Origin of the sequence: Achromobacter pulmonis, from assembly GCF_902859765.1 — a bacterium.
In the GTDB taxonomy this organism is placed as follows: Bacteria; Pseudomonadota; Gammaproteobacteria; order Burkholderiales; family Burkholderiaceae_B; genus Achromobacter; species Achromobacter pulmonis.
In genome coordinates, this window is sequence record NZ_CADIJV010000003.1 from 114,517 (window position 1) to 138,504 (window position 23,988).

At 69.2% G+C, this 23,988-nt stretch carries 27 protein-coding genes; 12 read left to right on the plus strand and 15 right to left on the minus strand.

Annotated features, from left to right (window positions below):
* The first annotated feature begins 20 nt into the window (after nucleotides 1-20).
* From HV701_RS03865 to HV701_RS03880, 4 genes are all read left to right on the plus strand, one after another.
* Nucleotides 21-1,262, plus strand: a complete 1,242-nt coding sequence (locus tag HV701_RS03865) for a styrene monooxygenase/indole monooxygenase family protein (protein WP_175131763.1) — start codon at nucleotides 21-23, stop codon at nucleotides 1,260-1,262.
* Entirely contained in the window at nucleotides 1,262-1,777 is a 516-nt protein-coding gene (locus HV701_RS03870; protein WP_175131764.1) for a flavin reductase family protein, read from the plus strand. The genes HV701_RS03865 and HV701_RS03870 overlap by 1 nt, the downstream gene beginning before the upstream one ends.
* A gap of 79 nt (nucleotides 1,778-1,856) precedes the next feature.
* Nucleotides 1,857-3,485, plus strand: a complete 1,629-nt coding sequence (locus HV701_RS03875; RefSeq protein WP_175131765.1) for a phytoene desaturase family protein — start codon at nucleotides 1,857-1,859, stop codon at nucleotides 3,483-3,485.
* Nucleotides 3,482-4,375, plus strand: coding sequence for a SphA family protein (locus HV701_RS03880; RefSeq protein ID WP_175131766.1), 894 nt, complete (start codon nucleotides 3,482-3,484; stop codon nucleotides 4,373-4,375). Before HV701_RS03875 ends, HV701_RS03880 begins: the two co-directional genes overlap by 4 nt.
* Nucleotides 4,376-4,451: 76 nt before the next feature.
* On the opposite strand, the gene HV701_RS03885 is transcribed toward HV701_RS03880, so the two are convergent.
* The 5 genes from HV701_RS03885 to HV701_RS03905 all read right to left on the minus strand — a co-directional run bounded on the left by HV701_RS03885 (nucleotide 4,452) and on the right by HV701_RS03905 (nucleotide 7,824).
* A complete protein-coding gene (locus tag HV701_RS03885) occupies nucleotides 4,452-4,820 on the minus strand; it encodes a VOC family protein (RefSeq protein WP_175131767.1) in 369 nt (122 codons plus the stop codon).
* A 94-nt stretch (nucleotides 4,821-4,914) separates the two neighbouring features.
* The gene (locus tag HV701_RS03890) at nucleotides 4,915-5,982 is read right to left on the minus strand and encodes an AraC family transcriptional regulator (RefSeq protein WP_175131768.1); all 1,068 of its coding nucleotides are present in this window, start codon (nucleotides 5,980-5,982) and stop codon (nucleotides 4,915-4,917) included.
* A 240-nt stretch (nucleotides 5,983-6,222) separates the two neighbouring features.
* The gene (locus HV701_RS03895; protein WP_175131769.1) at nucleotides 6,223-6,447 is read right to left on the minus strand and encodes a hypothetical protein; all 225 of its coding nucleotides are present in this window, start codon (nucleotides 6,445-6,447) and stop codon (nucleotides 6,223-6,225) included.
* Nucleotides 6,414-6,707 carry a cold-shock protein gene (locus HV701_RS27015; RefSeq protein WP_175131770.1) on the minus strand — a complete coding sequence of 98 codons (294 nt, stop codon included), beginning with the start codon at nucleotides 6,705-6,707 and terminating at the stop codon, nucleotides 6,414-6,416. The genes HV701_RS03895 and HV701_RS27015 overlap by 34 nt, the downstream gene beginning before the upstream one ends.
* 16 nt (nucleotides 6,708-6,723) lie before the next feature.
* Nucleotides 6,724-7,824, minus strand: a complete 1,101-nt coding sequence (locus HV701_RS03905) for an NAD(P)-dependent alcohol dehydrogenase (protein ID WP_175131771.1) — start codon at nucleotides 7,822-7,824, stop codon at nucleotides 6,724-6,726.
* A gap of 277 nt (nucleotides 7,825-8,101) precedes the next feature.
* Here HV701_RS03905 and HV701_RS03910 point away from each other — a divergent pair, with 277 nt between their 5' ends.
* Nucleotides 8,102-8,257, plus strand: a complete 156-nt coding sequence (locus HV701_RS03910) for a hypothetical protein (RefSeq protein WP_175131772.1) — start codon at nucleotides 8,102-8,104, stop codon at nucleotides 8,255-8,257.
* Between the two features lie 352 nt (nucleotides 8,258-8,609).
* Here the strand turns inward: HV701_RS03910 and HV701_RS03915 are convergent, their stop codons facing one another.
* Nucleotides 8,610-9,473 (minus strand): pirin family protein, encoded by an 864-nt coding sequence (locus tag HV701_RS03915; RefSeq protein WP_175131773.1) that lies wholly within the window; start codon nucleotides 9,471-9,473, stop codon nucleotides 8,610-8,612.
* Nucleotides 9,474-9,632: 159 nt separating this feature from the next.
* Between HV701_RS03915 and HV701_RS03920 the strand changes: the two genes are divergently transcribed.
* Entirely contained in the window at nucleotides 9,633-10,175 is a 543-nt protein-coding gene (locus HV701_RS03920; protein ID WP_272909350.1) for a DNA-deoxyinosine glycosylase, read from the plus strand.
* 24 nt (nucleotides 10,176-10,199) lie between these two features.
* Here HV701_RS03920 and ccmI read toward each other — a convergent pair whose 3' ends face one another.
* Genes ccmI through ccmA form a run of 9 tightly spaced genes read right to left on the minus strand, consistent with a single transcriptional unit; the run spans nucleotide 10,200 to nucleotide 16,940 of the window.
* Nucleotides 10,200-11,129 (minus strand): c-type cytochrome biogenesis protein CcmI, encoded by a 930-nt coding sequence (gene ccmI / locus HV701_RS03925; protein ID WP_175131774.1) that lies wholly within the window; start codon nucleotides 11,127-11,129, stop codon nucleotides 10,200-10,202.
* Nucleotides 11,126-11,656, minus strand: coding sequence for a cytochrome c-type biogenesis protein (locus HV701_RS03930; protein ID WP_175131775.1), 531 nt, complete (start codon nucleotides 11,654-11,656; stop codon nucleotides 11,126-11,128). Before HV701_RS03930 ends, ccmI begins: the two co-directional genes overlap by 4 nt.
* Nucleotides 11,657-11,678: 22 nt before the next feature.
* Nucleotides 11,679-12,212 carry a DsbE family thiol:disulfide interchange protein gene (locus tag HV701_RS03935; RefSeq protein ID WP_175131776.1) on the minus strand — a complete coding sequence of 178 codons (534 nt, stop codon included), beginning with the start codon at nucleotides 12,210-12,212 and terminating at the stop codon, nucleotides 11,679-11,681.
* Complete coding sequence (locus HV701_RS03940) at nucleotides 12,209-14,200, minus strand: heme lyase CcmF/NrfE family subunit (protein ID WP_175131777.1); 1,992 nt, start codon at nucleotides 14,198-14,200, stop codon at nucleotides 12,209-12,211. The genes HV701_RS03935 and HV701_RS03940 overlap by 4 nt, the downstream gene beginning before the upstream one ends.
* A complete protein-coding gene (gene ccmE / locus HV701_RS03945; protein ID WP_175131778.1) occupies nucleotides 14,197-14,643 on the minus strand; it encodes a cytochrome c maturation protein CcmE in 447 nt (148 codons plus the stop codon). Before ccmE ends, HV701_RS03940 begins: the two co-directional genes overlap by 4 nt.
* A complete protein-coding gene (gene ccmD / locus HV701_RS03950) occupies nucleotides 14,640-14,855 on the minus strand; it encodes a heme exporter protein CcmD (protein ID WP_236756800.1) in 216 nt (71 codons plus the stop codon). The genes ccmE and ccmD overlap by 4 nt, the downstream gene beginning before the upstream one ends.
* Nucleotides 14,852-15,634, minus strand: a complete 783-nt coding sequence (ccmC, locus tag HV701_RS03955; protein ID WP_476927644.1) for a heme ABC transporter permease CcmC — start codon at nucleotides 15,632-15,634, stop codon at nucleotides 14,852-14,854. The genes ccmD and ccmC overlap by 4 nt, the downstream gene beginning before the upstream one ends.
* 2 nt (nucleotides 15,635-15,636) lie before the next feature.
* Nucleotides 15,637-16,317 (minus strand): heme exporter protein CcmB, encoded by a 681-nt coding sequence (gene ccmB / locus HV701_RS03960; protein ID WP_175131780.1) that lies wholly within the window; start codon nucleotides 16,315-16,317, stop codon nucleotides 15,637-15,639.
* Nucleotides 16,314-16,940, minus strand: a complete 627-nt coding sequence (gene ccmA, locus HV701_RS03965; protein ID WP_175131781.1) for a cytochrome c biogenesis heme-transporting ATPase CcmA — start codon at nucleotides 16,938-16,940, stop codon at nucleotides 16,314-16,316. The genes ccmB and ccmA overlap by 4 nt, the downstream gene beginning before the upstream one ends.
* Before the next feature lie 422 nt (nucleotides 16,941-17,362).
* Here ccmA and HV701_RS03970 point away from each other — a divergent pair, with 422 nt between their 5' ends.
* The 6 genes from HV701_RS03970 (at nucleotide 17,363) to nrfD (ending at nucleotide 23,957) form a co-directional block, all read left to right on the plus strand.
* Complete coding sequence (locus HV701_RS03970) at nucleotides 17,363-17,527, plus strand: hypothetical protein (protein WP_175131782.1); 165 nt, start codon at nucleotides 17,363-17,365, stop codon at nucleotides 17,525-17,527.
* A gap of 38 nt (nucleotides 17,528-17,565) precedes the next feature.
* Entirely contained in the window at nucleotides 17,566-18,786 is a 1,221-nt protein-coding gene (gene torC, locus HV701_RS03975) for a pentaheme c-type cytochrome TorC (protein WP_175131783.1), read from the plus strand.
* Between the two features lie 7 nt (nucleotides 18,787-18,793).
* Nucleotides 18,794-21,307 carry a trimethylamine-N-oxide reductase TorA gene (gene torA, locus HV701_RS03980; protein WP_175131784.1) on the plus strand — a complete coding sequence of 838 codons (2,514 nt, stop codon included), beginning with the start codon at nucleotides 18,794-18,796 and terminating at the stop codon, nucleotides 21,305-21,307.
* Nucleotides 21,308-21,367: 60 nt separating this feature from the next.
* Entirely contained in the window at nucleotides 21,368-22,039 is a 672-nt protein-coding gene (torD, locus tag HV701_RS03985) for a molecular chaperone TorD (RefSeq protein WP_254595101.1), read from the plus strand.
* A gap of 102 nt (nucleotides 22,040-22,141) precedes the next feature.
* Nucleotides 22,142-22,909, plus strand: a complete 768-nt coding sequence (gene dsrO, locus HV701_RS03990) for a sulfate reduction electron transfer complex DsrMKJOP subunit DsrO (RefSeq protein ID WP_175131786.1) — start codon at nucleotides 22,142-22,144, stop codon at nucleotides 22,907-22,909.
* 13 nt (nucleotides 22,910-22,922) lie between these two features.
* Nucleotides 22,923-23,957, plus strand: coding sequence for an NrfD/PsrC family molybdoenzyme membrane anchor subunit (gene nrfD, locus HV701_RS03995; protein ID WP_175131787.1), 1,035 nt, complete (start codon nucleotides 22,923-22,925; stop codon nucleotides 23,955-23,957).
* Nucleotides 23,958-23,988 lie beyond the last annotated feature (31 nt).

Here is a 23,988-nt window from a genome sequence, read left to right on the forward strand (position 1 = left end):
CACCAATCAGGAGATCCATCATGCGTCGAATCGCAATCGTCGGAGGCGGGCAGGCCGGCCTGCCGTTGGCCCTGGGCCTGCTGGACAAGGGCTACGAGGTAACCGTGGTCACCAACCGCGAGCCGGACGACATCCGGCGCGGCAAGGTCATGTCGAGTCAGTGCATGTTCGACGCCTCGCTGCAGATCGAGCGCGACCTGGGCCTGAATCAGTGGGAGGCTGGCTGTCCGCCGGTCGAAGGCATCGGCCTGGCCGTGCCGCATCCCGAGCTCGCCGGCCACAAGCTGATCGACTGGGCCGCGCGCCTGGACCGCCCGGCGCAGGCGGTGGACCAGCGCATCAAGATGCCGGCCTGGATGGAATTGTTCGCGGCCCGTGGCGGCCGGCTGCTGATCCAGGACGGCGGCGTGGCCGAACTGGAGCTGCTGGCCGCCTCGCACGACCTGGTGCTGCTGGCCGCCGGCAAGGGCGAGGTGGTCAAGCTGTTCGAGCGCGATGCCGCGCGTTCGCGCTTCGACAAACCGCAACGCGCGCTGGCGCTGACCTATGTCCACGGCATGCGCCCGGCGCCGCAGTTCTCGCGGGTCGCCTTCAACCTGATTCCTGGCGTCGGCGAGTACTTCGTATTCCCCGCGCTGACCCACAGCGGCCCCTGCGAAATCATGGTGTTCGAAGGCGTGCCGGGCGGGCCGATGGACTGCTGGCGCGACATCAGGACGCCGCAGGCCCACCTGGCGCAGAGCCTGGACATCCTGCGCACTTTCCTGCCCTGGGAGGCCGAGCGCTGCGCCGCCGTGGAACTGACCGACGCCAACGGCATCCTGGCCGGCAGCTTCGCGCCCACGGTGCGCAAGCCGGTCATGACGCTGCCGTCGGGTCGCCTGGTGCTGGGCCTGGGCGATGCGGTGGTCACCAACGATCCCATCACCGGCCAGGGTTCCAACAACGCCACCAAGGCCTGCGCCGTCTACCTGGAAGCGATCCTGGCGCGCGGCGACCAGCCCTTCACGGCCGACTGGATGCAGCAGACCTTCGAGCGCTTCTGGGACTACGCCAGCGCCGTGGTCGACTGGACCAACTCGATGCTGTTGCCGCCGCCGCCGCACCTGCTGCAGTTGCTGCAGGCCGCCGGCGACGCGCCCGCGCTGGCCAGCGCCATCGCCAACGGCTTCAACCATCCGCCCGCCTTCTTCCCGTGGTGGACCGACGCGGCGGCGTGCCAGGCCTTCATCGCCGAAAAATCCACCCGGGCGGCGGCGTGATGGCGGCCCTGGACTGGGGCAGCACGGACCTGCACCCCAAGGTCCTGCGCGGCGTGCTGGGCAGCTACCCGACCGGCGTGGCTATCGTCGCCACGCGCGGTCCGGACGGCCGCAAGGTCGGGTTGACCATCAACTCCTTCGCCTCGCTGTCGCTCGATCCGCCGCTGGTGCTGTGGAGCCTGGTGAACCGCTCGCCCAACCTGGCGGCGTTCCGCGACTGCGACCACTTCACCATCAGCGTGCTGGCCTGCGGCCAGGAGGCGCTGGCGCGGCGCTTTGCCGATCCGGCGGTGCCGGACAAGTTCGAGGGTGCGGAACTGCACGAGGTGCCCGAGGGTGTGCCCGCCATCGCCGGCGCCGTCGCCACGCTGGTCTGCGCCAACGACCAGCAAAGCCCGGCCGGCGACCACCTGCTGCTGTTTGGCCGGGTGCTGCGCGTGGCCAGCGCGGCGGCCACGCCGCTGGTGTTCCACGCGGGGCGCTTCACGGCCTTGACGCCGAGCGCCGGGGCGTGATCGTGCGCGCGCGGCCCGGCACCTTGCGTGCGTGTGCTTCATTACCTTTCCCGGCCCGCGTGGCCGGCCGGAGCCTGTGATGTCCTTATCGTCGGCGCCCGATGCCCAGATCATCGTGGTGGGCAGCGGCATGAATTCGCTGGTGTGCGCGGCGCTGCTGGCGCAGCGCGGCAAATCGGTGCTGGTGCTGGAACGCAACGACCGCCTGGGCGGCTGCATCCGCACCGAGGAGTTGTTTCCCGGCTACCGCCACGACGTGTTGTCCAGCTGGTATCCGCTGTTCGTCGGCAGTCCCGCCTACGCAGCCCTCAAGCCGGCGCTGCAGGCGGCCGGCCTGGAATTCGCCCAGGGCGACTACAGCACCGGCCTGGCGCTGCCCGACGGCAGCGGCATCGCCCTCAAGCAGGACATCGCCGACAGCGCGCGGCGCCTGGATGCCTGGGCGCCCGGCGACGGCGCCGCCTTCGGCGCCATGGCGCAACGCCTGTTCGGCGAAGACGCTGCACTGACCTTCGGCCTGCTGGGGCAGAACCCCTACGGCGCCGGCATGCTCAAGCTGCTGTTCGGCCAGTGGCGCCGGCGCGGCCTGGATGGCCTGATGGCGTTCGCCGCCGATTCCCTGGAGAGCTTTCGCCGCTGGTCCGACCGCGAACTGCAATCGGACGCGGCGCGCGCGCTGATCGCGCCCTGGGTGCTGCACACCGGGCTGGGGCCGGACGACGCCTGTTCGGCGCTGATCGGCAAGCTGACCTTTGCCGCCGTGGTGGCCGGCGGCATGCCGGTGGTCAAGGGCGGCAGCCAGGGCGTGGTGGACGCTCTGGCCAGGGTCATCGAACAGCACGGCGGCCGGCTGCAGACCGGCGCCGCCGTCGAACGCATCCTGACGCGCGGCGAGGGCCGCCGCCGCCGCGCCGTCGGCGTGCTGGCCGCTGGCCGCGAGCACCGCGCCAGCGAAGCCGTGGTCTGCAACGTCACGCCAGGCCAGTTGTACGGCGCGCTGCTGCCGGACGCGCCCGCGCCGGTGCGGCGCCGCGCCGCCGGCTACCGCCATGGCCGCGGCGGCATGCAGATCCATTTCGCGCTCAACGCGCCGCCGGATTGGCGCACGCCGGAACTGCGCCACGTGCCGCTGGTGCACCTGACCGAGAGCATGGAGCAGGTTTGCGCCTCGGTCACCGAAGCCAACAATGGCCTGTTGCCGGCACGGCCGACACTGGCCATCGGCCAGCCGGTCGCGGTCGACCCATCGCGCGCGCCGGCCGGCGGCTGGATCCTGTGGGTGCAGATGCAGGAACTGCCGGTGCGCATCAAGGGCGATGCCGCCGGCCTGATCGAACCGCCCGCCGACGGCCGCTGGACCGAGGCCGTGCGCGAAGCCGTGGCCGACCGCGTGCAGGCGCGCCTGGAGCGGGTCATGCCGGGTCTCGCGCAACGCGTCATCGGCCGCCGCAGCTACTCGCCGGCGGACCTGGAAGCGCTGAACTGCAACCTGGTGGGCGGCGATCCCTATTCGGGAGTCTGTTCGCCCGACCAATTCTTCTGGCTGCGGCCCTTCGCCGGCAGCCACGGCGCGCGCGGCCACCGCACGCCGCTGCGCAACCTTTTCCACATCGGCGCCGCCACCCACCCGGGTCCCGGACTGGGCGGCGGTTCCGGCTATCTCGTCGCACAACATCTCGCGCCCCGCGGGGGCAGGAGCGGAACATGAGCAGACACCTGACACGCCGGCTGGCTTGCGCCGCGGCATTGGCGCTGGCCGGCGGCGTGGCGCAAGCCACCGAAGGCGGCGGCCTGGGCATTTACCCGGATGGCCTGGAGAACTTCATGTCGGGCGCGTTGCCGCCGCCCGGGCTGCACATGCTGGTCTATGGCGGCGGCGCCCGCTACGACAAGCTGCGCGGCAACGACGGCGAACGCCTGCCGGTGCCGGACTTCAAGGTCGACGTCAACGTGCTGGCCCCGCGCCTGATCTGGGTCACGCCGCAGCAGGTGTTCGGCGGCCAACTGGCCTTCCACGCCATCGCGCCGCTGTTGGACGTCACCTTCAAGGCCGGCGGCCAGCGCTATCGCAGCACCGGCCTGGGCGACATGACGCTGGGCGTGGCGCTGGGCTACCACCTGTCCGAATCGCTGCACTACGTGGTCGGCCTGGACATGTACGCGCCCACCGGCGAATACGACCGCAAGGACCCGTCCAGCCTGGGCAAGAACTACTGGACTGCGCAGCCCGTGTTCGCGCTCAGCCGCGTCAGCCCGGACGGCTTCAACGCCGACTTGAAGCTGATGTACGACTTCAACTTCCGCAACAGCGCCACCGACACCCGTTCGGGGCAGGCGATCCATGCCGACTATGCCCTCGGCTGGGGCGTGGGCAAGGGCTGGGTGCTGGGGGTGGGCGGCCACGCCTTCCAGCAGGTCACCGACGATAGCGGTCCCAACAGCGCCGCCGGCCGCGCCCGCGCGTTCGGCGTGGGGCCATCGGTGCGCTACATGAACGACCGAGGCTGGCTGTTCACCGCCAAGTGGCAGCAGGAATTCAAGGTCAAGAACCGGCCGCAAGGCGCGCAGTTGTACGTGAAGGCGTCGATTCCGTTCTAGGGCGCGCGGCCGGGGTTGCCGCGCGACCCGGGCCGTCCTGGCTCAGCGGGGCGGGCGACGGCGGCCCGCCGGCCGGTCAGTCTGCGGGCCGGTGGCAGACCGCTTCCAGGTTGTGGCCGTCCGGCCCGATCACAAAGGCCGCGTAATAGTTCGGATGATAGTGCGGGCGCAGGCCGGGCGGCCCGTTGTCCCGGGCGCCGGCGGCGATCGCGGCATGGTGGAAGGCGTCCACGGTTGCCCGGTCGTCCGCGGTGAAGGCCAGGTGCAGCGGCGGCGACACCGCGGCGGTGGGATATAGCCAGAGGGAGGGCTTGCCGGCCTTGCCCAGCCCGACGCTGTCGGGCCCGGTCATGGCCAGTTGCACGCCCAGCGGACGCAGTGCCCGCAGATAGAATTCCCGGCTGGCGGCGAGATCGCCGACGCCCACGCCTATGTGATCGAACATGTGCCGTGCTCCGTTCTGGAAAGTGCCGCGCCATGGCATGAATCGCCAGCCGTCGCCCCAGTATAGGCAAAGCGCGGCGCATTCCGCCGGGCCGTCAGCCCAGCCGCCGCACGCTCTGGCTGGGGCTTTCGCCGTAGCGCGCCTTGTAGCTGGCGCTGAAACGCCCCAGGTGCGCGAAACCCCAGCGCAACGCCACGCCGGCGACGTTCTGGCATTCACCCGACATCAGCTCGGCGCGCGCCCGCTCCATGCGCAGGTCGCGCAGATAGTGCATGGGACTGATCCCCAGGAATTCCTTGAAGCCGGCATACAGGCTGCGCACGCTGACGCCGGCGATGCGCGCCAGCTGCTCGGCGCTGACCGGCTCGTGCGCATGCGTCTGCAGGTAATCCTGCACACAGCGCACGTGGCGCGGCAGCACCGCGCCGCGGCGGCCCGCCGGGGTGGCGCTGTAGTTGTGGGGCAGGGCGGACAGCAGCGTCGCCGCCACCAGTTGTTCCATCTGGTGCACGATCAGCCTGTGCTCGGCCAGGTCGGTGTGTTGTGACGAACAGTCCAGCAGATACGCCATCAGGCAGCGCCAGGCCGGGCACTCGCGCCAGCGGAAGCCCAGTTGGAAGCGCAACGGGCGATCCAGCGTACAGCCCAGGTGACCCATCAGCGTGCGCTCCAGCAGCGAACGGCCCACGCGCAGCATGAACTGGTCGTTGTCGTCGGCCCAATGCATCGCCAGGTCGTCTTCCGGACTGACCACCGACGCCACGTCCGGCGTCGAATCGATCCGCTGCGGCCCGCTCTCGATCAGGGCGGTGCCCGATAGCGGCATCTGCACCAGAAAGAAATCTTCCAGCGGCCCCGGGCGGATCTCGACATGCGCCCCGTAGCGCAGCCGGTTCAGCGAGACCTCGCCCAGCGGCTGGTGGTGCATGCGCGCGTCCAGGCGCTGCGCCGATCCGACCACGCCCAGGTGGTGCGGCCGCATCACCCGGCCCACCATCGCGCGCGCTTCGTCCAGGTCGCCCGAGGCGAACAGTTGCTGCGCGGGCATCGCCAGGATCGCGTCGGCGCGCCATTGCGCGGCGCCGGCCATTGCCGCTGCGGCCGGGCGGGGGCCGGCGGATGGCCATGACGTCTCGGCATCGGACTGCATCGTGTTCAGCATGGCCGGGATTCCTTGCTCAGGTCCTGATGTCCGGCGGGCAGCGGCCACCGGTTCCCCTGGCGGCCACGTCTGTGACTCGCCTTTATGATGGCCTTCATAGTAAAACGGCCGGCCCGCGGCGGGACTGCTGGAAAACCCGTCCCAGCGGGTCTCGGACTAGCCATTTTTTGCGCAGGCTATCCGCGCATTGCGGGAAACCGCCAGGGGCTGGCGCCCGTCATGTCTCCGCAGCGAACCCCGTCATGGCATGCGGGAGCGGCGAGTCCTGAGAATGGTGCCGTCCGGCAGTTGATACGTGCCATACGCGATATGGTCCACCACTTGCCCGTCCGGCAGGCAGCAATAGAAGAAAGTGCCGGGAGCGTCGTCGTCGGGACGGACCTGCTTGCGCTGTTCGATCCGGTAGGTCCGCCCATCCGGGGCGACGGCGATCACGGCGATGGGGCGCGGCTGGTGTGGTTGCATGAATCTGGCTCCGGGGGGGCGTGTGTCGCGCGCTGTCGGGGAGGGCGGGAAAGCGGGTCGAGGACGCGGACCTTGACGGCGAACGGCCCCGTCCGCGCGTCGCGGCGTTCGTAGGCGACGCGCTCAAGGCGCTTGAGCGCCCAGGGCGGGATGTCGGCGGTGTGACTGCTGTGAAGAAAGACGTCTTGTCCGCCGACATCGGGCGCGATGGCGCCCACCCCTTTGGTGGGGCTGTACCACTTGATCTTGCCTGTTTCCATTTTTCAGGGGCGATGCTCAGGATGGCCGGATCGCCACTTTGAGCACGTTGTCACGCTGGTTGGCGAACAGCTCGTAGGCCTGGACGATCTGGTCCAGGCTGAAGCGATGGGTAACCATCGGCGTCAGGTCCAGGCGCCCCGATTCGAGCACATTCATCAGCCGGCGCATGCGTTCCTTGCCGCCGGGGCAAAGCGCCGTGTTGATGCGGTGATCCCCCAGCCCGGCCGCGAACGCCGCCAGCGGGATCGTCAGGTCGGTCGAATACACCCCCAGGCTCGACAGCGTGCCGCCCGGCTTGAGCACGCGCAACGCCGATTCGAAGGTGCTCTGCCGGCCCAGCGCTTCAATGGCGGCATCGACGCCGCGGCCGCGCGTCAGGCGCATGATCTCCGCCACCACGTCGCAGTCGTTGGGGTTGAGCAGGATATCCGCGCCCCAATGGCTGGCCATTTCCAGGCGGTGGGCATTGGCATCCACGCCGATGATGGTGGTGGCGCCCAGCAGGCGCGCGCCGGCCGTGGCGCACAGGCCGATCGGACCCTGGGCGAAAACGACCACCGTATCGCCGATGCGGATGTTGGCGTTTTCGGCGCCCTTGAAGCCCGTGGACATGATGTCCGGACACATCAGCACCTGCTCGTCGGACAGCCCGTCCGGAATCGGCGCGAGGTTGGCTTGCGCATCGGGCACCAGCAGATATTCCGCCTGCGCGCCATCGATCTTGTTGCCAAACCGCCAGCCCGCGGTTGCCTTGTGGTCGTCGCAGCCGCAAAGACCGGTGCTGCCCAGATAGCTGCCGTCCTGCGATGGCGCGCCATCCTGGGCGGCATAGGAATTGAAATTGGGGCAAATGGCTCCGGCGATGACGCGTTGCCCTTCGGCATAGCCGCGTACGGCGCTGCCGAGTTTTTCGATCACGCCTACCGGTTCGTGGCCGATGGTCAGGCCGGATTCCACCGGATACTCGCCCTTGAGGATGTGGATGTCGGTGCCGCAGATGGTGGTGGTGGTGATCCGCATCAAGGCGTCGTTCGGGCCGACTTCGGGAATGGGCTTTTCACGTATTTCGAGCTTGCCCGGCGCGACAAACACGGTCGCCTTCATCGTGGTGGTCATAGTGGTCTCTCTGGCTAGTCCAATGTCCTGTTTAACGCGGCTGGCGGATAGCCGTTTGATCCATGTCAAGAAATGCCTTGCGCGCCGGCGGGCGACCGCCAGTTCGCATGGGGGCGGAGCAGGCGAACGGCGCTGGCCCGGGCAGGCGATCGGGCGCGCAACTTGACCTTGGTCAAGCCGCAATGGCCGTGGCGATGCACGATGAAAGGGCGCGGCGTCGGTTGCCGGCGCGGATATCGTGCCGCCGCGTCCGCGCACATTCTTTCCGGAGATTCAGATGGAACATTCATCCAAGGGCCCGGCGCCCCGGCGGGACAAGGCCGTCCCCGATCAGAAGGTCGAGGAAACGCAAAAGAAAGGCAAGGCCGAGCAGGCCGAGGTGATGGGGCGGCACAAGAACGCCGGCCAGAAAGACCACAAGGGGGCGCGCTGAGACGAGCGGGGCGGGGGCTGGACCCGCACGACGGCGGCCGCGTTGCCGGGCGCACGACGGACGGCGCCACGCGCGGTCGCCAGCCGTTCCTTCGCGGGCACGGGCATGTTTCTCGCCATCAAGTCCCATTACGATGGAGAGAAAAAGGAGAAGAAAGAGAAGAAGGAAAAGGAGCTGAACGCAACGTAGCGGAGACCGCGTTGCTATCGGGGAGACTGCATCGCTTTGGGTCGTAAGGCCACCCGCGCGCCTCGTCGCCGATCAATGCAAAAAAGCCGCGTTGCCCCAACAGGAAACGCGGCTTCGTTCCAGGACCGGCGCAGGACCGGCGCGTTAACGCCGGTCCTGCCTTTCAGTGCATCTGCCCATACTTGCCGGCATTGAAGTCCTGGATCGCCTCGACGATCTCCGCCTGCGAGTTCATCACAAATGGCCCATACCCCACCACCGGCTCGTCGATCGGCTCGCCGCTCAGCACCAGGAACACGGCGTCGTTGTTCGCTTCGACCGTGATTTCCTCGCCGTCCTGCGAGAACAGCGCCAACTGCGCGTCGCGCGCCACCGCATCGCCGTTGACCAGCACCGTGCCGCGCAGCATCACCAGCATGCTATTGCGGCCCGCGGGAATCGCGAAGGTCGCGCGCTTGCCGGCTGACAGCCGCACGTCCCATACGTCGATCGGCGTGAAGGTGCGCGCCGGGCCGGCCTGGCCGCCGTAGCGGCCGGCGATGACGCGCAGCGAGCCGGCGCCGTCCGGCAGCGACACCACCGGGATGTCCGCATTCAGCAGGCTCTGGTAGCCGGCCGGCGCCTTCTTGTCCTTGGCCGGCAGGTTGACCCACAGCTGCACCATCTCCAGCTCGCCGCCCTGGCGGGTGAACGCGGGGGAGTGGAATTCCTCATGCAGGATGCCCGAAGCGGCCGTCATCCACTGGACGTCGCCGGGCCCGATGACGCCGCCGTTGCCGGTGGAGTCGCGGTGCTCGACCTCGCCGCTGTAGACGATGGTCACGGTCTCGAAGCCGCGGTGCGGATGCTGGCCGACGCCGCGCGGCTGCGTGGCCGGCGCGAATTGCGCCGGGCCGGCGTAGTCCAGCAGCAGGAACGGGCTGACGCTCCTGCCCTTGTCGTTGTACGAGAACATCGAGCGCACCGGAAAGCCGTCGCCCACCCAGTGGGGACGAGGACTGGCGTGCACACCCAGGATCTTCTTCATGATCGTCATTCCTGTTGCGCGGCCCCTGCGGGGCCGTTCGTCATACCTGTCAAGATAAGGGCGGAACGGCGGTTGCGGTAGCCCCTGCCAGTGATAAGTACCGTTCCAGGGATAGAACACTGACGGCGCCGGGCCGGCGAACCCGGGTATTCTTGCGCCATGCAACGACCAGCCGACACCGCCGTGGCCGACCGATCTCCCCACGTCCAGGGTTTCGCCCCGATCGCCGCCGCCAACGCCCGTATCCTGGTGCTGGGCTCCATGCCCGGCGTCGCCTCGTTGCGGCAGGCGCGCTATTACGCGCACCCGCGCAACGCCTTCTGGCCCATCGCGGCCCGGGTGCTCGGGTTCGACCCCGCCGCCGAATACGCGCGGCGCCTGCAAGCGCTGCGATCCGCCGGCATCGCGCTCTGGGACGTGTTGCAGGCTTGCGAACGGCCGGGCAGCCTGGATGCGGACATCCGCGTCGATACCCTGGTGCCCAATGACTTCGCGGCGTTCCTGGCGGCGCATCCGCGCCTGCTGCGGGTCTGCTTCAACGGCGCCAAGGCGGCCAGCCTCTACCGCCGCCACGTGTTGCCGCGCCTGCCGGAGCGGCCGTTGCAATATGTCGATCTGCCGTCCACCAGCCCGGCCCACGCGGCAGTGTCATTCGAGCAGAAGCTGGCCGCCTGGCGCGCGGCGTTGACGGTGCCTGCCTGATCCGGCGCCACGCGGGGCGGCCGGTCAGTCCTGCCGGCCGCGACTCGCTGCGCCATCGGTTGGAGGATTTGGCGGGAACACGGCGCCTTCGCCGTCGGGCGCGGGACGATCGGCCGCCTGGCGCGCCTGCGCCAGGCTGGCCTGGACCTGGTCGTGGACGGGGCCCTGCGGGTCGACCAGGGGCAGCAAGCGCTCCCAGCAGTCAATGGCCCGGCGGAAGTCGCCCCGGAAAAACGCGCTGGTGCCGGCCAGGGCCAGGCCTTTGACGTCGTCGGGGGCGAGCGCCAGCAGCTGGCCGATCAGGCGGTCGGGCTCGCCGGAGAAATCCCCGTCCGCCGCCGTGGCCAGGAGGTCGGCCCATTCGGCCAGCACATCGGGGTCTTGCGGCGCGCGGTCGCCGATGCGAGCCCAGGTTGCCGCGCCGCCGGCGAACTCGCCCAGCGTTGCGTAGGTATGGGCCAACGTCACCCAGCCCGCGGCGTCGTCGGGGTGGGCCTGCAGGTGTTGGATCAAACCGGCCAGCCGTTCGGCCATGGGATCGCCGCCGGCGCGGGCGGGCATCGCCGCGTCCGGGCCGGCATGCGCCGGAACCAGGGCCGCCGGCGTGCCGAGCGCGGCGTACAGGCCGATACTGATCGCGCCCAGCCCCAACGCCACGGCCAGGGCCCAGCGCGGCGCGGGCCGGGTATCGGGACTGTCCGGCGTGGCGTGTCCTTCGCGCAGCGCGCGCCGCTCGATCTCGTCGCGCGCCTGGGCAAAGTGGCCGGGGGCGATGCGCCCGCTGGCATGGTCGGCCTGCAATTGCGCCAGTTGTTCGCGCAATACCGCCAGCGCCGCCTGCGCTTGAGGCGGGCGGTCGTGGTGGTCGGCCGCTTGCGGCGCCAGCAGCGGCGGCAGCACGAACAGCAGGGCGACGGCAACCATGCCGGCCGCGAGGAGCCAGAACAGGGTCACGGCGCGCGCTCCGTTGGGGGCAGGACCGGCTCGGCATCTTGCGCGGGTTCGGCCAGCAGGCCCCGGGCCTTGGCCGCTTCCCGGGCCGGCAGGGGCGGCTCCGGCGTGCGGGCATGGCGTCGCAGGCGCCACAGCAGGCCGCCCATGGCGCCAGCGAGCAGCACGCCGGGCCCGATCCAGAGCAGCGCGGTGCGGGCCTTCAGCGGGGGCCGGTAGAGCACATAGTCGCCATAGCGCGACACCAGGAACTCGCGCACCTGGGCGTCGTTCCGGCCCGACCGGAACAGGCGGCGTACTTCGTCGCGCAGGTCGCGCGCCAATGGCGCGCGCGAGTCCGCCAGGGATTCGTTCTGGCACACGAGGCAGCGCAGTTCGCGGGTGAAGGCCTGGACGTGCGCTTCCAGGGCGGGGTCGGGCGCGGCGGGGGGGGCCTCGCCGGCCACCGCTCCGACCGTCACGGCCAGCGCCAGCGCAATGCCGCGGCAGGCCGCGTGACCGCCAGCGGCAAAGGCGGCGCGTCGCGTCATGGGGCGGAGCCCGGGGCGGACATCAAGGTTCATTCAGCGCCTCCCGCGCCCGGGGCATCAGGATGTTGTCGAGCACGTCCTGCGTGACCGGCCCGACGTGCTTGTAGCGGATGACGCCCCGGGCGTCGATGAGAAAGGTCTCGGGTACGCCGTAGACGCCATAGTCGATGCCGAGCCTGCCGCCGGGGTCGACGACCGTGGCCGTGTAGGGATCGCCCAGGGCCGCCAGCCACGCCCGGGCGGCGTTGTCTTCGTCCTTGTAGTCCAGCCCGACGATGGCGATCCGGCCCTCGCGGGCGGCGCGCAGCAGCACGGGATGTTCGGCGCGGCAGGCGACGCACCAGCTGGCCCAGACATTGAGCAGCCAGACCTGGCCGCGCATGTCGTCCAGCCCGAACTGGCGCGTGGGCGCGTCCAGCCGCGCCAGCGTGAAGGGCGGCGCGGGCTGGCGCAGCAGGGGCGACGGCAGCTCGCGCGGGTCCAGCCCCAGGCCGACGGCGAGCATCGCCGTCAGCCCGAGGAACAGCAGCAAGGGGATGAGGAAGCGGAGCTTCATGGCGGTCCGCCTCCCGGCCGCCGCGCCGGGTCCCGGGGCGTGGCGCCGCGCCTTGACGCCTGCTTGCGGTAGCGGCGGTCGCCGGCGGCGGCCAGGCCGCCCAGGATCATCAGCGCGCAGCCGGCCCAGATCCAGCTGATGAACGGCTTGTAGAACAGGTTCACGATCCAGCTGCCGTCGGGCAGGGCCTCGCCCAGCGCGGTGTAGAGGTCGCGAAAGGGGCCCACATCGATGGCCGACTGCGTCATGGGCATCGCTTGCGCCACGTAGCGGCGGGTCTCGGGATGCAGCGTGGCGACATGCGCGCCGCCGCGGGCGACATCGAGCGTGGCGCGCGCGGCGATCCAGTTGGGGCCGGCGACCTGCCGGACCCCGTCAAAGGTGAAGGTGTAGCCGGCCAGATGGGCCGTCTGGCCGGGCAGCATGCGCGCGTCCAGATTGGACTGGAAGCTGTTGACCATGGTGACGCCGACAATGAACACGCCCAGTCCGAGGTGGGCCAGCCACATGCCCCACCAGCCGGCGGGGATGCCGCGCAGCCGGGCGGCGACGCCAGCACGGCCGCCGCCGCGCACGCGCTCGGCCAGCAGTTGCGCGCCGCCCATCACGATCCAGGCCGCCAGCGTCAGGCCCAGGCAGGTGCGCCAGGTGAAGTGCCCGAGCCCGTAGCCCAGCCCCGGGCCCAGCAGCACGCTGCCGAGCGCGGCCGGCCGCAAGCGGCGCGCCAGCCGTTGCCAGGTGTCGGCCTTCCAGCGCGCCAGGGCGCCGGGCACCAGAAGCAGGAGAACCGGCGTCATCAACGGCACGAAGGTGGTGTCGAAGTAGGGCGGACCCACCGATAGCTTGCCGAGGCCCAGCGCGTCGATCAACAACGGGTACAGGGTGCCGAGCAGCACCGCCGCGCAGGCCACCGACAGCAGCGCGTTGTTGGCCAGCAGGGCGGCGTCGCGCGACACCAGCTCGAAGCGGCCGCCGCCTTGCAGTCGCGGGGCGCGCCAGGCATACAGCAGCAGCGACGCGCCGGCCACCGCCACCAGCAGGCTCAGGATGAACAGGCCGCGCGCCGGGTCGGTGGCAAAGGCGTGCACCGAGGTGACGACCCCGGACCGCACCAGGAACGTGCCCAGCAGCGACAGCGAGAAGGTGCCGATCGCCAGCAGCACGGTCCAGCCACGGAAGGCGCCGCGCTTTTCCGTCACGGCCAGCGAATGGATCAGCGCGGTGCCCAGCAGCCAAGGCATGAACGAGGCATTTTCGACCGGGTCCCAGAACCACCAGCCGCCCCAGCCCAGCTCGTAATAGGCCCAGCTCGACCCCACCGCGATGCCGGCGGTGAGCAGGATCCAGGCGGCCACGGTCCAGGGCCGGGACCAGCGCGCCCAGGCGGCGTCCAGGCGTCCGGTCATCAGGGCCGCGATGGCAAAGGCGAAGGCGATGCTGAAACCCACATAGCCCAGGTACAGCAGGGGCGGGTGGATGATCATGCCGGGGTCCTGCAACAGCGGGTTGAGGTCGCGGCCTTCCCGCGCCGCGGGCAACAGGCGCGCGAAGGGGTTGGAGGTCAGCAGCGTGAAGGCGGTGAACCCCGCGCTGACCGCGCCCAGCACGCCCAGCACCCGCGCCGTGAAGGCCTCGGGCAACCCGCGGCTCCAGCGCGTCACCGCCGCCGTCCACAGCGCCAGCGAGACGATCCACAGCAGCATGGAGCCCTCGTGGTTGCCCCACACCGCCGTGAGCCGGTAGATCAGCGGCGTGCGGCTGTGGCTGTTGTCCGCCACCAGCCGCACGGAGAAATCATTGACGATGAACAGCAGGTGCAGGCAGGCGTATGACAGCAGCACGAACAGCAGTTGGCCGCGCGCGGCGCCGCGCCCGACCGCCATCAGCGCCGCGCGGCCGCGCCAAGCGCCATACAGCGGCACGATGGCCTGCACCAGCGCCAGCGCGAAACCGAGCATCAGGGAAAAGTGGCCCACTTCGGCGATCATGGCCGCACCGTCCTGCTGGCGTCGTGGGCGCGCTCGATGGCGTCGCGGACCTCGATCGGCGTGTAGTTCTCGTCGTGGCGGGCGAGCACGCTGGTGGCAGTGAATACGCCGTCGGCGCCCAGCGTGCCCTGGGCCACCACGCCCGCGCCTTCGCGGAACAGGTCGGGCAGGGCGCCGCGATACCTCACCGGCACCTCGTGGGCGGTGTCGGTAACGATGAAACGCGCGCCCAGGCCGTCGGCCTGGCGCTGCAGCGATCCGGCCAGCACCATGCCGCCGACGCGGAACAACCGTTGTCGCGGCGCCTCGCCGCGGGCGATTTCGCTGGGGGTATGGAAGAACACCAGGTTCTGGCGCATGGCCGTCAGGATCAGGGCGGCCGCCGCGCACAGCAGGGCGAAGGCGCTGAACAGCAGCAGTAGGCGCCGGCGGCGGGGTGTCATGATGCCGGCCCTTCGCGTTGCCGCCGCGGCTTGTCCGCCGGGCGGCCGGCGCGATCGAGCGCGGCCAGCCGCCGCAGCGCGCGCCGCCGCCGCCGCGCCAGCGCCGCGCATTCGGCCAGCACCAGCAGGGCCAGCGCGCCATAGCTGCCCCAGACGAAGCCGGCGCGCCCGCCCATCTGCCAGAACGCGGCCCAGGATTCCCAGTGCATCATGCCGGCTCCTTGCGCGCCGCCGCCTCGCGGTGCGCCAGCTCGCGCACCCACCCGGCCGGCCATTCCCGCTCCAGCACCAGCACGCGCGCGCGTGCCAGCGCGACCGCGGCGGTATAGGCCCAGGCGGCCAGCGCCATCAGCAGCATGGCGGCCAGCATGGTTGTGGCCATGGACGGGGCGCGGGTCAGGCTGACCGAGGCGCCCTGGTGCAGCGTGCTCCACCAGGTCACCGAGAAGTAGATGACGGGCACGTTGATGGCGCCCACCAACGCCACCAGCGCCCCGGCCCGGTCGCCGCGATGGGGATCGACGGTCAGGGCGGTCAGCGCCAGGTAGCCCAGGTACAGGAAGCCCAGGATCAGTTGCGAGGTGAGCCGCGCGTCCCAGACCCAATAGGCGCCCCAGGTCGGCCGGCCCCACAGCGCGCCGCTCCAGAGCGCGACAAAGCAGAACAGCGCGCCGGTGGGCGCCAGCGCGCGCGCCATGATGAACGACAGGCGGGTGCGCAGGATCAGGCCGAGCACGGACCAGAACGCCATCAGCAGATAGATGAACAACGACATCCAGGCGGCGGCGACGTGGATGAAGATGATGCGGTAGACCTCGCCCTGGGTGGCGTCGGTGGGCGCGACGAAAAAGCCGATCGCCAAGGCGCAGGCGCCGAGCACGATGGCGAGCCCGGCGCACCAGGGCACCAGCCGGCCCGCCAGCGGATAGAAGACCTGCGGCGCGGCGAACCGCAGCAGGCGGGCGGGGGCAGAGGGCGGCATGGGAGTCATCTTCATTCTTCGACGGCGAAGCGCAGCGCCAGGACGCAGGCGGCCGGGGCCAGCGCCAGCGCCGCCAGCAGCGCGCCGCCCAGCAACAGGAACGGCGTCGTGGGCGCCTGCCCCGTGGCGCAGGAGGCCACCGAGCCCGCGCCGAAGATCAGCACCGGCACGAACCAGGGCAGCAGCAACAAGGCTTGCAGCACGCCGCCGCCGCGCAACCCGAGAGCCAGCGCGGCGCCGATCGCGCCGACCAGGGCCAGCACCGGCGTTCCCAGCGCGAAAGATAGCGACAGGGTCAGGCGCGAACACTGACCCAGGTCAAACAGCAGGCCCATGATGGGCGCCACGGCCACCAAAGGCAGACCCGTTCCGATCCAGTGCGCCGTGATCTTGGCCAGCACCCAGAGCGTGGGGGCGTCCGGCGAAAGCAGCAGTTGTTCGAGCGTGCCGTCGGCATGGTCCTGCGCGAACAGCCGGTGCTGCGACAGCAGGGTGGCGAGCAGCGCGGCGACCCACAGCACCCCCGGCCCGAGCGCGCGCAGCAAGGACGCATCGGCGCCCACGCCCAGCGGGAACAGGCAGGCGACCAGCACGAAGAAAAGCAGCGAGACGATGACGTCGGCCAGGCCGCGGCCGAGCAGCAGCAGATCGCGCCGCAGGACGGCGAAGAAGGGGCTGGTCCGCCACGTCATGGCGTGTCCGGACCGAGATCGAGGGTGTGCACCGGACGGTCGAAGGCAATTTCCTGGTGCGTGGTCAGCAGGACCCGGCCGCCGCTGTCGCACTGGCTTGCCAACGTCCGCGTCAGCGTTGACACGGTGGCCGCGTCGAGCAGGTTGAAGGGTTCGTCCAGGATCCACAACGGCCGCGCCGGCCGCAGCGACAGCCGCGCCAGCATCACGCGGCGCCGCTGGCCGCGTGACAGCACGCGCGCGGGCAGGTCGAGCATCGCCGCCAGGTTCATCTGGCAGAGCGCGTCGCGACAGGCCGCCGTGCTGACGGCATCGGCCTGGGCCTGGCACAGGAAGCGCAGGTTTTCGAGCGGAGTCAGGGAATCGGCGAGGGCATCGGCATGGCCCAGGTAGAGCAGGTGCTGGCGAAAGGCCGGCCCCAGGCGGTGGATGTCGGTCCCGCGCCAGCGTACCGTGCCGGCGTCGGGGCGCATCAGGCCGCACAGGATACGCAGCAGGCTGGTCTTGCCCTGGCCGTTGGGCGCGGTCACGCGCAGCAGTTGTCCGGCGCGCAGTTGGAACGACACGTCTTCGAACAGCAGACGGGTTCCTTTCGAACAGGTGAGCCCTTCCGCCTCAAGCATGGCCGGTGCCCATCCAGATATTCATGAGAACAATCCCCGCGGCATAAAGGGCGGCGCGAAGCCGCTAGCGGAGGCGATAGTAATGAATCCGGACCGGGCTGTTGCGCGGCGGCGGCGCATTTTGATTTATGTCGGACTGATTAACCTTTCCGCGCGCGTCGCCGCGTCCTTGCTGCGCCGCCGGTCGCATCCCTGCTGCGGTTTGGACAACGCGGCGCGCCCACGTTTTCAGATCGGTCTGAGTAATCGACGCCAAGGCGCGCGCGGGGGGCGGCGTTTGATAGATATCAATCTGCGAACCGGGTCCGCGCGCCGATCATGAACAGGCATCGAACCGCCGGCGGCCCTCGCGGGGACTGCGGCTTCGCGGCTCGCCGCGGCGCGGTTCGAAGCGTCATTCATCTCCAATTCGTTGTATGTCCGTGAAAAGCAAACCCAAGCACAGCAGTAGTAGTGGTGGGGCCGAGTGGGCGAAGTTCCTGTCGCTGGCCTTTGTGGCGTGTCCCGTCGTGGCGTTCGTGATGATCTGCGTTTATGGATTCATCGTCTGGTTCGGCCAGATCCTGTTCTGGGGGCCGCCGGCATGAAGTCTCCTTCCGAGAAACGCGCAGCCTGAGCCACCGACATGAAAAATCCCTTCAAGATCGTCAAGTCCGTCATCCAATGGACGGGCGCGCTGTTGCTGCGTCCGGCCACCCGCATCGGCCTGGGCGTGCTGGTCATCGGCGGGTTCCTGGGCGGCGTGACCTTCCTGGCGCTGTTCAACACCGGCATGAACGCCACCAATACCGAGGCGTTCTGTATTTCGTGCCACTCGATGCGCGACACCGTGCTGCCGGAATTGCAGCAGAGCGTGCACTGGAAAAACCGCTCGGGCGTGCGCGCCCATTGTCCGGACTGTCACGTACCGCATGACTTCACCTCCAAGGTCGCGCGCAAGATGCAGGCCTCGCGCGAAGTGCTGGGGCACCTGATGGGCACCATCGGCACGCCCGAGAAGTTCCAGGAACACCGCATCGTGCTGGCCACGCGCGAGTGGGCCCGCTTCAAGGCCAACAACTCCAAGGAATGCCGCAACTGCCATGATTACGCCAGCATGGATTTCGACAAGATGCGGGTGACCTCGCAGACCACCATGCACGGGGCGGCCGAGCGCAACGCCAGTTGCGTCGATTGCCACAAGGGCATCGCGCACCGCCTGCCCGAGGTCAAGTCGCAGGGCAACCCGGCGCTGGCGGCGCTCACGGCCAACGCCCGCGGCGCGGCCATCGATGCCGGCCGCGATTACTACAGCGTCATGCCGCAGCCGATCTACGCGGACGAGGGCCTGGCCCAGGAGATCGGCGCCATCGAGATCGCCACCGGCGTGAAGGTGCTGCAGAAGAAAAAGGACGCGGTGCAGGTTGAACTGCAGCTCTGGCGCAAGAACAAGGGTTACGCCCGGGTGCTGTACGGCCGGTTCGGCCTGAACATCACCAGCGCGGTGCTGAGCCAGGAGGTGTCGCGCGACGAGGGCGTGGTCCATGTGATCGAAAGCCGGGTCGACGACGTGACCGGCCTGCAATGGCAGAAGATCGCCGCGACGGTGTGGCTGCGCGGCGGCGGCCTGGTCGATGACGTCGAGCCGATCTGGGCGGTGGCCAGGAAGAGCTATTCGCAAAGCTGCAGCGTCTGCCACCGCCAGCCGAACGAGGCCTCGCACGACGCCAACCAATGGCCCGGGCTGTTCGGCGGCATGGTCGGCTTCACCAACATGGATGACCCGACCGCCAAGCTGGTCCTGAAATACCTGCAACTGCATTCCTCCGATTTTGCTGCAAAGGACAGTGTGGCCGCGGCCCACTGATATAGACATGAAGCACTCTCGTCGTCGTTTCCTGGGCGGTGTCGCCGCCTCGCTGGGTTCCATGGTGGTGCCGCCATTGCTGCGCAATGGCCGGGTGCTGCGCGCCGCCACGCTTGGTCCGGAGGACGCCGGCGCGGGCCGCTGGCGGTTCTCCGGCGCGCACTGGGGCGCATTCCGCGCCCGGGTCGTGGCCGGCCACGTGGTGGAAATCAAGCCCTTCGAGTTCGACCGGCATCCGACGCCGATCCTGGATGGCACGCTGGATGTGCTGTACAGCGCCTCGCGGGTGCGCTACCCGATGGTGCGGCTCGACTGGTACCGCAAGCGCGGTGCGGCCGGCAAGGCGCTGCGCGGCGACAACCGCTTCATCCGGGTCGGCTGGGACGAGGCGCTTGACCTGGTCTACCACGAACTCGAGCGGGTGCAGCGGGACCACGGCCCCTGGGCGCTGCACGTGGGCAACGTTGGCTGGCGGTCGGTGGGGCTGATGCACAGCTGCGGCAACCACATGCTGCGCGCCATGGGCATGCACGGCAACAGCGTCGGCACGGCGGGCGACTATTCCACCGGGGCCGGCCAAACCATCCTGCCCTACGTGCTGGGCTCCACCGAGGTGTATTCGCAGGGCACGTCCTGGGACATCATCCTCAAGGAGACGCGGGTGCTGGTGTTCTGGGCCAGCGATCCGATCAAGAACCTGCAGGTCGGCTGGAACACCGAAACGCACGAGGCCTATGCCTACTTCGAGCAGCTCAGGCAGAAGGTCGCGAACCGCGAAATCACGGTGATCTGCGTCGATCCGGTGAAAAGCAAGACGCGCAATTATCTGGACTGCGAGCACCAGTACGTCAATCCGCTGACCGACGTGGCCTTCATGCTGGGACTGGCCCACACCTTGTGGAAAGAGAACCTGTACGACGCCCGCTTCCTCGAGACCTACGCGGTCGGCTTCGATGAATTCATCGCCTACGTCGAAGGCAAGACCGAGGACCGGATCGAGCGCACCCCGGAATGGGCCGAGTCGATCTGCGGCGTGCCGGCGCAGCGCATCCGCGAGCTGGCCCGCCTGATGGCGGCCAATCGCACGCAGCTGATGTTCGGCTGGGCCATCCAGCGCCAGCAGCATGGCGAGCAGCCCTACTGGATGGGGGCGATCCTGGCCGCGATGCTGGGCCAGATCGGACTGCCCGGCGGCGGCATCAGCTATTCGCACCACTACAGCTCGGTGGGCGTGTCGGCCTCGGGCGCTTCGATGCCGGGCGCGTTTCCGCTGAACCTGGATACCGGCCGCAAGCCGCAACACGAGAACGACGATTACCAGGGGTACAGCGCCGTGGTGCCGGTGTCGCGGGTGATCGACGCATTGCTGGAACCGGGCAAGGAGATCAACTTCAATGGCCACAAGGTCAAGCTGCCGCCCTACAAAGTGGCAATTTTCTCGGGCTGCAACCAGTGGCACCGGCAGCAGGACCGCAACCGCATGAAGCGCGCCTACCAGGAACTGGAAACGGTGGTGGCCATCGACTACAACTGGACCGCCACCTGCCGCTTCGCCGATATCGTGCTGCCGGCCTGCACGCCCTACGAGCGCAACGACATCGATGCCTACGGTTCCTACTCGAACCGCGGGGTGATCGCCATGCACAAGCTGGTCGATCCGCTGTACCACTCGCGTTCGGACTTCGATATCTGGACGGACTTCTGCAAGCGCATGGGCCGCGACGTGGAATACACGCGCAACATGAGCGAGATGCAGTGGGTCGAATCGCTGTATGAGGAGTGCCGCAAGGAAAATGCCGGCAAGGGCTTCGACATGCCGCCGTTCGCGCAATTCTGGGAACAGGGCTATGTGCTGTTCCCAGAGGGCAAGCCCTGGGTGCGGCATGCCGATTTCCGCGCGGACCCCGAGGTCAATGCGTTGGGCACGCCGTCCGGGTTCATCGAGATCTACAGCCGCAAGATCGCCGGCTTCGGCTACCGCGACTGCAAGGGGCATCCGGTCTGGATGGAAAAGGCCGAGCGCTCGCACAGCGGGCCGCACTCGGACAAATACCCGCTCTGGCTGCAGTCGGCACACCCGGATACCCGGCTGCATTCGCAGACCTGCGAATCGCCCACGCGGCGCGCCACCTACACCATCCAGGGGCGCGAGCCGGTCTTCCTCAACCCGGATGACGCCCGCCGGCGCGGTATCAGGCATGGCGACCTGGTGCGGGTGTTCAACGACCGCGGCCAGTTGCTGGCCGGCGCGTTCCTCTCGGCCAATTTCCCGCCCGGGGTGGCGCGCATCCAGGAAGGGGCCTGGTACGGGCCCACCGGGCCGGAGATCGGCGCGCTGGACACCTATGGCGATCCCAACACGCTGACGCTGGATATCGGCACCTCCGAGCTGGCGCAGGGACCAAGCCCCAATACCTGCCTGGTGGAAATCGAACCGTACAAGGGCGTGGCGCCGCCCGTGACCGCGTTCGGCGGCCCGACCGAGGTGAATATCGATGGCAAGACGCTGGCCCGGCTTTGAGGCCGCGGCCGGCGCGCGATGGCCGGCCGGCGCCGGCCTTTTGATTTCAAGGAGCATGCATTGAAGCGCGCATCATTCGACCCGGACTGGGGCGCGGCCTGCCAGATGCGGTCGCAGCTGTATGGATGGTTCGCCACCGTCTTTGCCAGGGAAATGGAGCCCGCCGCCCTGGCATTGTGCCGGGACGGCGGCGCCGATCATGTGCTGGCCGTGTTCACGGCGCTCGGGCTGGGGCGGCAGGCCGACGCGATGGCCGCGGTGTTCAAGGCATGGGGCGAGCATGCCGACGCGCCGCTGGAAAACGCGGCCGACTTCGCCACGCTGTTCCTGCTGGAAGGGCGGGCGGCGCCGATTCCGTATGCCTCGCACTACCTGGAGGGGGGCGGGCAACTGTACGGGGAGCCGGCGCGCGCGATGCGCGCGTTCCTGGTGTCCAGCCAGTTGCAGCTGGACGCGCAGTTCAAGGAGCCGGAAGACCACCTTGCCGTCATCCTGGAGGTGCTGGCGCGGTGGAGCCGCGAGTGTGGCCGCACCGATGACGTCGCCGCCTGCGCGGCGGACCAGGCGGCCTATCTGGACGCCACGCTGATGCCCTGGGTCGCGCATTGGCACGGCCTGGTGGACGCCGTGGACACCTTGACGTTCCGCTTCTATCCGGCGGTCGCGGCGCTGCTGGTCGCGTTTCTTCACCTGGATCGGGACTACCTGCGCTCTTTCGGGGTGGGGGATTAAGAGAATCTGAAATAAACCCGTCCCCTATTGATACGTATCAACTCTCTATATAACCAAAAGCGATAAGTTAATGGCGTAGCGACATATTTCGTGGAGAAGTCCGTGCCTCATCCCCCACCCGAAGTCCCTCTCCCGGGCAAACGCGGTTTCCTGAAGAACCTGCTCGGCCTGAGCGCCGCGGCCACCATCATCCCCATCCGTGCCGAAGCCGGCACCGGCATCAACCAGCAACCCCCCCGTCGTCCCGGCATCCCCGGCAAGCGCTACGGCATGCTGGTCGACCTGCGCAAATGCATCGGCTGCCAGTCCTGTACGGTCAGCTGTTCGCTCGAAAACCTGCCGCCGGTCGGCCAGTTCCGCACCACCGTGCTGCAATACGAGGTCCAGCCCGACAGCGGCGGCCCCTGTGCCATGGTGATGCTGCCGCGCCTGTGCAACCACTGCGACAAGCCGCCCTGCGTGCCGGTCTGTCCGGTGCAGGCCACCTTCCAGCGCGAGGACGGCATCGTGCTGGTCGACAACCAGCGCTGCGTCGGCTGCGGCTATTGCGTGCAGGCCTGCCCTTATGACGCCCGCTTCATCAACCACGACACCCAGACCGCCGACAAGTGCACCTTCTGCGAACACCGGCTCGAAGCCGGCCTGCTGCCGGCCTGTGTCGAAAGCTGCGTGGGCGGCGCCCGCGTCATCGGCGACCTGAACGACCCCGATAGCGCCATTTCGCGGTTGATGGCCGAGCATCGCGCCGACATCAAGGTGCTCAAGCCCGAGATGAAGACCGACCCGCACGTCTATTACATCGGTCTGCCCGACGCCTTCGTGCACCAGATCGACGGCCAGGCCGGCGTGCGCCTGGCCGGTGGCCATTGAGCAGGGGACCCTCATGCAGATCACCGAATTGCTGACCCCGGTCTACGACGCCGCCTGGCTGCCCTGGGCGGTGCAGTACTTCTTCCTTATCGGCATCGCCGCCACCGCCGCGTTGACGGCGGCCGGCGCCGCCTTCGGCAAGGCCGGTTCGCCGGCGCGCCAACTGTTGCCGGCGGCCGTGACCGTGCTGCTGGTGTGCGCCATCGCCGCGCCGGTCTCGCTGTTGGCGGACCTGCATCAGCCGGGCCGCTTCTGGCACTTCTACACCCGCCTGACGCCCTGGTCGTGGATGTGGCTGGGGGCGTTGCTGCTGCCGGTCTTCACCGGGCTGGCGGTGCTGTTCTGCGCCGCCTGGTGGTGGGGGCGCATGTTGTGGGTGCGCCTGCTGGCGCTGGCGTTGGCGCTGTCGGCGGTGTCGATCCTGGTCTATACCGGCGCCGAAGTGATGGTGCTGCGGGCGCGGCCGCTGTGGCACACGCCATTCCTGCCGCTGAATTTCGCGCTGACCGCGTGGCTGGGGGCGCTGGGGGCAATGTTCCTGGTGGCGCGCTGGCTGCCGGGCGGCCTGAAGGCGCTGCCGGTCGCGCTGTTACGCCGCCTGAGCGTGACGGCGGTGGTGATGCTGGCCATCGGCGCGGGCGCCTGGATCCTGTTGGGATTGTTGGGCGTGGATGCGTCGTTCGACGCGGCGGTGCGCCTGTTCGGCGAGTTCCCGGTGTGGCGCGCCAGCCTGGCCGGCGCCGTGATCACTGCGTTCTGCATGATCGCGCTGCTGCAGCGCGCGCCGCGCACTCTGGCGGCGCCGCTGCCGTCGGCCGCGTTGGCGCTGACCATGCTGGCCGCTGCCTGGATCTTTCGCTGGGTCGTGTTCATGAGCGTGCAGGGCGTGCCCAAGTACGGCGCCGGCCTGTACCTGTACGACATGCCCTGGGGCAGCGACGGCCTGCTCGGCATGATCGGCGTCTTGGGCCTGTGCGTCGCGCTGGTCGCCGCCGTGACCTACGCGCTGGAACTGTTCCCGGCCCGCACCCGCGGCCTGGCGGCCTGATGCCGCCGGCCCGACACGCATTCGCATCGAG

Coding starts and splice junctions, on each gene's coding strand:
- HV701_RS03865 (WP_175131763.1), top strand. CDS start 21: ATGCGTCGAATCGCAATCGTCGGAGGCGGGCAGGCCGGCCTGCCGTTG.
- HV701_RS03870 (WP_175131764.1), top strand. CDS start 1,262: ATGGCGGCCCTGGACTGGGGCAGCACGGACCTGCACCCCAAGGTCCTG.
- HV701_RS03875 (WP_175131765.1), top strand. CDS start 1,857: ATGTCCTTATCGTCGGCGCCCGATGCCCAGATCATCGTGGTGGGCAGC.
- HV701_RS03880 (WP_175131766.1), top strand. CDS start 3,482: ATGAGCAGACACCTGACACGCCGGCTGGCTTGCGCCGCGGCATTGGCG.
- HV701_RS03885 (WP_175131767.1), bottom strand. CDS start 4,820: ATGTTCGATCACATAGGCGTGGGCGTCGGCGATCTCGCCGCCAGCCGG.
- HV701_RS03890 (WP_175131768.1), bottom strand. CDS start 5,982: ATGCTGAACACGATGCAGTCCGATGCCGAGACGTCATGGCCATCCGCC.
- HV701_RS03895 (WP_175131769.1), bottom strand. CDS start 6,447: ATGCAACCACACCAGCCGCGCCCCATCGCCGTGATCGCCGTCGCCCCG.
- HV701_RS27015 (WP_175131770.1), bottom strand. CDS start 6,707: ATGGAAACAGGCAAGATCAAGTGGTACAGCCCCACCAAAGGGGTGGGC.
- HV701_RS03905 (WP_175131771.1), bottom strand. CDS start 7,824: ATGACCACCACGATGAAGGCGACCGTGTTTGTCGCGCCGGGCAAGCTC.
- HV701_RS03910 (WP_175131772.1), top strand. CDS start 8,102: ATGGAACATTCATCCAAGGGCCCGGCGCCCCGGCGGGACAAGGCCGTC.
- HV701_RS03915 (WP_175131773.1), bottom strand. CDS start 9,473: ATGAAGAAGATCCTGGGTGTGCACGCCAGTCCTCGTCCCCACTGGGTG.
- HV701_RS03920 (WP_272909350.1), top strand. CDS start 9,633: ATGCAACGACCAGCCGACACCGCCGTGGCCGACCGATCTCCCCACGTC.
- HV701_RS03930 (WP_175131775.1), bottom strand. CDS start 11,656: ATGACGCGACGCGCCGCCTTTGCCGCTGGCGGTCACGCGGCCTGCCGC.
- HV701_RS03935 (WP_175131776.1), bottom strand. CDS start 12,212: ATGAAGCTCCGCTTCCTCATCCCCTTGCTGCTGTTCCTCGGGCTGACG.
- HV701_RS03940 (WP_175131777.1), bottom strand. CDS start 14,200: ATGATCGCCGAAGTGGGCCACTTTTCCCTGATGCTCGGTTTCGCGCTG.
- ccmE (WP_175131778.1), bottom strand. CDS start 14,643: ATGACACCCCGCCGCCGGCGCCTACTGCTGCTGTTCAGCGCCTTCGCC.
- ccmD (WP_236756800.1), bottom strand. CDS start 14,855: ATGATGCACTGGGAATCCTGGGCCGCGTTCTGGCAGATGGGCGGGCGC.
- ccmC (WP_476927644.1), bottom strand. CDS start 15,634: ATGACTCCCATGCCGCCCTCTGCCCCCGCCCGCCTGCTGCGGTTCGCC.
- ccmB (WP_175131780.1), bottom strand. CDS start 16,317: ATGACGTGGCGGACCAGCCCCTTCTTCGCCGTCCTGCGGCGCGATCTG.
- ccmA (WP_175131781.1), bottom strand. CDS start 16,940: ATGCTTGAGGCGGAAGGGCTCACCTGTTCGAAAGGAACCCGTCTGCTG.
- torC (WP_175131783.1), top strand. CDS start 17,566: ATGAAAAATCCCTTCAAGATCGTCAAGTCCGTCATCCAATGGACGGGC.
- torA (WP_175131784.1), top strand. CDS start 18,794: ATGAAGCACTCTCGTCGTCGTTTCCTGGGCGGTGTCGCCGCCTCGCTG.
- nrfD (WP_175131787.1), top strand. CDS start 22,923: ATGCAGATCACCGAATTGCTGACCCCGGTCTACGACGCCGCCTGGCTG.